This is a genomic window from Thalassomonas sp. RHCl1 (assembly GCF_947387555.1).
Classification (GTDB): Bacteria; Pseudomonadota; Gammaproteobacteria; order Enterobacterales; family Alteromonadaceae; genus Thalassomonas.
Genome location: NZ_CANDNZ010000032.1, coordinates 1 through 5,148, shown reverse-complemented (window position 1 = coordinate 5,148; position 5,148 = coordinate 1). Strand labels below are relative to the sequence as shown.

Below are 5,148 nucleotides of genomic sequence, written 5' to 3'. Positions count from 1 at the left end.
GCATATAGCAGAAGCAGGCAAAAAGAAGAGAAAATCCCCAAATCTATTTGACTCGGGGGGAGTGACCATATATGTCCATGTTTGTCGTAGCCATGGAAGATCGATATTAGCTAAGTGGTGATCACCAGGCGGTTACAAAAATAGTGTAGTACAAGCCATCTGTTATGTGGTTTTTGATATTACAAGGATTTACTTTGAGTTATTGCAGTTAAGTTCGATATATGTATCACCTTCAAAGTCGTCAAACATTCTCATTCCATATTTTTTAAATCCAATATATTCGCGCTTTGCATCTCCCGCCCAAACTATATTCGTTCCGTTAGTTGCTTCTGCATAGTAAAAGATCGTGGAATCCCCTGTTAAAAGATGATTACCTCCCGTAGCAAGGTTTCCTGACCTATTTGGTTGAAATTTCCACCATGATTCTGTAACCCAAGATCCAGATGTGTTTCTGTAGTTTACCGCTACTTTTATTGGATGATGGCAATTATTCTTCACCTTAATTTTAAAACCTCTGTTCTCAACGGTGAAACCAGGATCAACGGTAAAGTGTTGATTAAGATACTTTTTACCCTCCCCATCAGCTTTCTTACCTGAAATACTTATTCTGTTAAAAGAATACTCATCTAGCTTAAGATACTTCCCACCGGAGTTCGAAAATTTATTCCACCTAACCCTAACCATTTGGCCCTCACTAATTGGGCCAACTTTGTAATGATAAGATCCATATCCCAATATTCGTATTACCGCGTTACTAGAGGTCGGGTATGTCTGAATCTCAACATCCCTAATTTCGCATTCACAATCATTTCTAAGAATCAAACCTCCCTTTACCTGAGTGTACATAAGAGCAGAATTCTCGACTGGCACCCAGAAATCATTTTTCAGACCTGAGTATGAAGGCAAAGAAAAGATAATTAGCGCGATACACAATAAATTTCGTTTATTTATATACATAAAATTTATCCTTTGCTTCATCAGCAACATAACGCTTAAAATAGCCAGCTTATGGCTGTCCAGCTTTGTAAGCTGTCGTCTGTACTCGTAGTGTTTCTTCGTATATTCATCCTCACCGCAAAGAAAAGCACGACGAATACACCGAGAAACTAGATGATAATAACGGGTGTCAGAAAGAGAAACTTGAGAACGGCGCGCTTGGGTCATTGTTTACTCCACAGCAAGCAAAAAACTTTGCCATAAAAGGTAGCTCAGTTTTTTACTTTAGCCAATTTATGGCTGTCCAGCTTTGTAGTTTCAAACCTTGGTACTTTTCGAACATAGACGCAAGCACGGACACCCAAACCTTAGTAAATATGAAAAGCTGTCATAGGCATAATTCAATTTTTGCCGGTCCGGCTTTGCTCGCACAAAACTCACAATGGCAACCTACAAAAAGGCAATCAAATCAACAACTTGACTGCACTGAGCAAAAACGTCAAATTTACTTTAAAAAAAGACCAATTCACCATTGATTTCCCCGCAAATTGGTCTTTCCTTAATAGTGCTATCCAAGTCTAAACGGAAAGCATTTATTACAACACTTCCATCAATCAATGAACTGCTGTAATAACAACCGTTACTACCAAAGCAAAAGTAGTAACTTAAACCGCAACCCCTGAGTGCTGGCACACCCAGAGGTCGCTAACCACTACGAACTCTCAAGGAGTACGTCATGGCTAAATATCATCATACGCCAGAGCCCGTCTCGGCAAAAGTAAAATATCCTATTTATCGGCAACTTACCGTGCAGGAAACGGTTTGCACCACAGCGTCGAAAACCCGCGGCATAGGGATTAACTATGTTCCCGTCAAGCTTGAGCCTTGTGTAGTGCTCAGGGGAAAATGGCTGCGCCTGGCCGGTTTCCCTGTCGGGCAAAAGCTTAATATTGTGGTCAATCAGGCAGAGCTGGTGATCACGCCTAAACAAACGGAGCCAAACCCGTTAGCTGAAAACTAACCCCGGGCTTAATTGAAAAGCTATAAGCTAAGCTGCTGTATTTAAAGCAGGTACAGCAGCTTTATCTAACGGGAATAGCCCGCTCAATACCTTGGTAAGTATGAAAAGCTGTCATAGGCATAATTTAATTTTTGGCTGTTCGGCTTTGCGGTTTTCTCAAATTCAATGATTAATGCATCATACTTTTGGCCTTAGTTTCTCAATAACTTCTGTGCTCACCCAATATAAATTTGATAATTCGTTTTCTTCGTTATATCGGCTAAAAAATAAATATTTTCCATCGGGAGTGACGCTTGGAACTGATTCAATAAAGTTAGAATTAACTTTATCTCCTAGGTTAATTGGCTTTGTCCATGTTCCGTCTTTCTTCTTAAAATAGACATAGAGATCACTTTTTTTACTGCCATCTTCTTTGTTGCGAGCGTTTGAAACTAAATAATCTTGAGATGGGGAAATAAAAGTGTGCACGCCAAAACCCATTTCAACTGGCTTTATTTCAGGAAAGCTGCCGTTGTCATTGGGGGCATAGTAGGTTTTCATTTTTGATATATTAAAATAATAAAGGTCGCCGTTATTGGCTTGGTTCGGAAAGAAAACGTCATCGTCATTTATCGGTGAATCAAGTTTTATTGCCTTGCTCCACGCATTGTCTAAACGATCTACATACCATATTCTATTATCCGTATAGTCAGATTTAGCCGTGGTAAAATAAATTCGTTTACTGTCAGCGGTGATAAATGGATGCATTTCTTGCTCTTTTTTTCCTTTGGTGAAGCTTACTTTTTGAATCGGTTTCCATTTGTTATCTTCGAGTTTTGAAAAATAGATAGCACCATTTTCGTCTTTTTTATGCGCTTTAAAATATATTTCATCTAAATCAGAGGAAAACGAAATCCCCCCTTCATGTCTTCCATTGATTGAAACTATACCAGGAGCAAAAACTTCTGGGATTAAACCGGGTGGCTTTTGCCCAAGATAGGGGCCTTTCAAGACTGGAAACTCATCTTGGCCATAACTATTGCTACTAAAAGCTAGAGTAGAAAACAGCAGAGTAATTGAAATACCAATATAGTTCATATTATTGTCCTTATTTTATATTTAGGTGGGTGCTTAACTTCTGCGCTCTGATAACAGCTATTAATATTACGCCCGCATGATTAAGGTCAACATAGTCGTAGTGCCAAAAAGACCAAAGCGGCTAAATTCAAGTTGAATAACTTGTGATTCTCTTATTGGTACTAAAAAATGGCCATTGCTAATTCACCTTGGTCCAAAAACGCGTTAGAACGGATGGCAATAATGTTAGAGAAACTGCCATTAATGATAAAAACTTTAATGGCCGCTTTGGTGGGGTAGCTGACCACCAAAGTTTATTCTGAATCTAGTGGCAACATCTGTATATGGCACAAATGCGATTGTCAGGTTTGATTGAGTCCGATTAATCGCATCCAGGTTAAGTTAAGACTTATTCAAATAAAGGAACAGGTAGCCATAAACTGATTTAACCTTGTCTTGGTTAATCTTACAGAAGGAGTCTTTCCTTCAACAAGGATATGCAGTTTGCCAACAAATATTTGTCCGTCTTTAGTTATTACCCATAGCACAAAACGTTCATTGGTAGCCAAATCCGAGCGCTTGTCTTGTGAAGCAGCAAAAACAGCATCAAACATATGCCCTTCTCCTGCAATACCTGATATTGATACCGGAAAAGATTCAATCGGTTTGGTTAGATAAAACATCTCCTTTTCGAGTCGATCTTTATAGTTTGCAACTATAGTTCGGGCAATGTTTGGCGAAGCACTGGCTTTATTCAAACCTTTTAATAAATAAGGCTGTTGCTGTTGTTCAAATTCATAGGCCAGGATACTCCAGTAATGCTTTTCATCCATAAAAGAAACACTGAATTCATTTACCCTGGGGGGATTACTTGGCAAGAAATCAACCTCAGCGATTTGCAAATCCCTTTCCCGGCATTGCAGCATCAAATCAGCAGCAACACTTGCCCCCCTGAACAGGAGCAGCAAGCAATAAAAGTAACAGAAAATAGTTAAGAGGTTTCATCTAGCTTTTCTTCAAGTTTAATAATCTTATAATTCAGGTAGATGCTTTGCGCATGTGCAAAAACAAAGATAATACAGAAAATGATGAATTTGTTATCTACACTGGCATTGGTATAAATCCATAACCCGCCAATAAAATTTACCAGATAAATAACAACGGCAAAAAATCGATTCCAAGTCATGGCTGGTATGAAGGTGAAGTATTTAATGTAGTGCGTTTTTAAATGAATGCTTACCGGTTCTGAACTAAACTTTATTATGGTAGTATAAAGTAGGATTAAATCCTATGGTTTTTCTCATTGGGGGCAAATTATGGCAATGGTAAAGAAAAGTATCACAGTAACAGAACAGCAAGAACAATGGATGCAAGCTCAACTTGCGACTGGTAATTATGCCAGTGACAGCGAGTTATTACGAGATTTGATCAGAAAGGAGCAAATGCGTACCAGTGAAGTTGAAGTTATTAGACAAGAACTTATCAAAGCGGAACAAAGCGGCTTTAGCTCTCGTTCTCCTGAAGATATTGTTAATGCGGTGATTGCTCGAAAACAAACTAATGGCGAAATATAAGTTAAGTGCTGCTGCCGATCAGGACTTCGAGAAGCTATTTGTGTATGGCATAGATAACTTTGGTTTGACTCAGGCTAAATCATATGTTGCAGGGCTAATTATCCATTTTCAAAGTATTGCGGAAAACCCGTTGCATTATCAGGCAGTTGATAATATTCGTAAAGGATATAGACGCAGTGTGTATGGCAAACATGCTATTTACTACGTAGTTTCTAATGAGTGTATTGATATTATGCGAATATTAAGAGCAGAAAACCTTAATACTGCTTTTGAGTAATAAATGTGTCTAGTTCGTTATCAGACAGCTTCTTAGAAATTGATAACCGACTTCAGCACAAGCATGGACACCCAAACCTTGGTAAATATGAAAAAGCTGTCATAGGCATAATTCAATTTTTGGCTGTCCGGCTTTGCTAAATGCCCTGAGCAATGCTGGACGGCATTTAATAAGCCGGTAGTTATAAACTGGGTGTTATAACTACCGGGAGACTGTCCCGTATTCTGTGTAACTGCCAGTTTTATATAAAGTCTTTTAAACGGTCTTCGAACTCGATCATAAAC

The 5,148-nt window shown here is 38.7% G+C and carries 7 protein-coding genes; 3 read left to right on the top strand and 4 right to left on the bottom strand.

Annotated features, from left to right (window positions below):
- Positions 1-189: 189 nt before the first annotated feature.
- The gene (locus QL234_RS31835) at positions 190-1,164 is read right to left on the bottom strand and encodes a DUF1036 domain-containing protein (RefSeq protein WP_281561745.1); all 975 of its coding nucleotides are present in this window, start codon (positions 1,162-1,164) and stop codon (positions 190-192) included.
- Positions 1,165-1,672: 508 nt separating this feature from the next.
- Here QL234_RS31835 and QL234_RS31830 point away from each other — a divergent pair.
- A complete protein-coding gene (locus tag QL234_RS31830; RefSeq protein WP_281561744.1) occupies positions 1,673-1,957 on the top strand; it encodes a SymE family type I addiction module toxin in 285 nt (94 codons plus the stop codon).
- 177 nt (positions 1,958-2,134) lie between these two features.
- Here QL234_RS31830 and QL234_RS31825 read toward each other — a convergent pair whose 3' ends face one another.
- Together QL234_RS31825 and QL234_RS31820 are read right to left on the bottom strand one after the other, a co-directional pair.
- Entirely contained in the window at positions 2,135-3,034 is a 900-nt protein-coding gene (locus QL234_RS31825) for a hypothetical protein (protein WP_281561743.1), read from the bottom strand.
- A 392-nt stretch (positions 3,035-3,426) separates the two neighbouring features.
- Positions 3,427-3,915: a hypothetical protein gene (locus QL234_RS31820; protein WP_281561742.1), complete on the bottom strand. Its 489-nt coding sequence runs from the start codon at positions 3,913-3,915 to the stop codon at positions 3,427-3,429.
- 414 nt (positions 3,916-4,329) lie between these two features.
- Here QL234_RS31820 and QL234_RS31815 point away from each other — a divergent pair, with 414 nt between their 5' ends.
- Both QL234_RS31815 and QL234_RS31810 read left to right on the top strand, forming a co-directional pair.
- Positions 4,330-4,587 carry a type II toxin-antitoxin system ParD family antitoxin gene (locus tag QL234_RS31815; protein WP_281561741.1) on the top strand — a complete coding sequence of 86 codons (258 nt, stop codon included), beginning with the start codon at positions 4,330-4,332 and terminating at the stop codon, positions 4,585-4,587.
- Positions 4,574-4,864 (top strand): type II toxin-antitoxin system RelE/ParE family toxin, encoded by a 291-nt coding sequence (locus tag QL234_RS31810; RefSeq protein ID WP_281561740.1) that lies wholly within the window; start codon positions 4,574-4,576, stop codon positions 4,862-4,864. The genes QL234_RS31815 and QL234_RS31810 overlap by 14 nt, the downstream gene beginning before the upstream one ends.
- 32 nt (positions 4,865-4,896) lie before the next feature.
- On the opposite strand, the gene QL234_RS31805 is transcribed toward QL234_RS31810, so the two are convergent.
- The coding region (locus QL234_RS31805) for a hypothetical protein (protein WP_281561739.1) at positions 4,897-5,148 on the bottom strand (252 nt) is incomplete at its 5' end.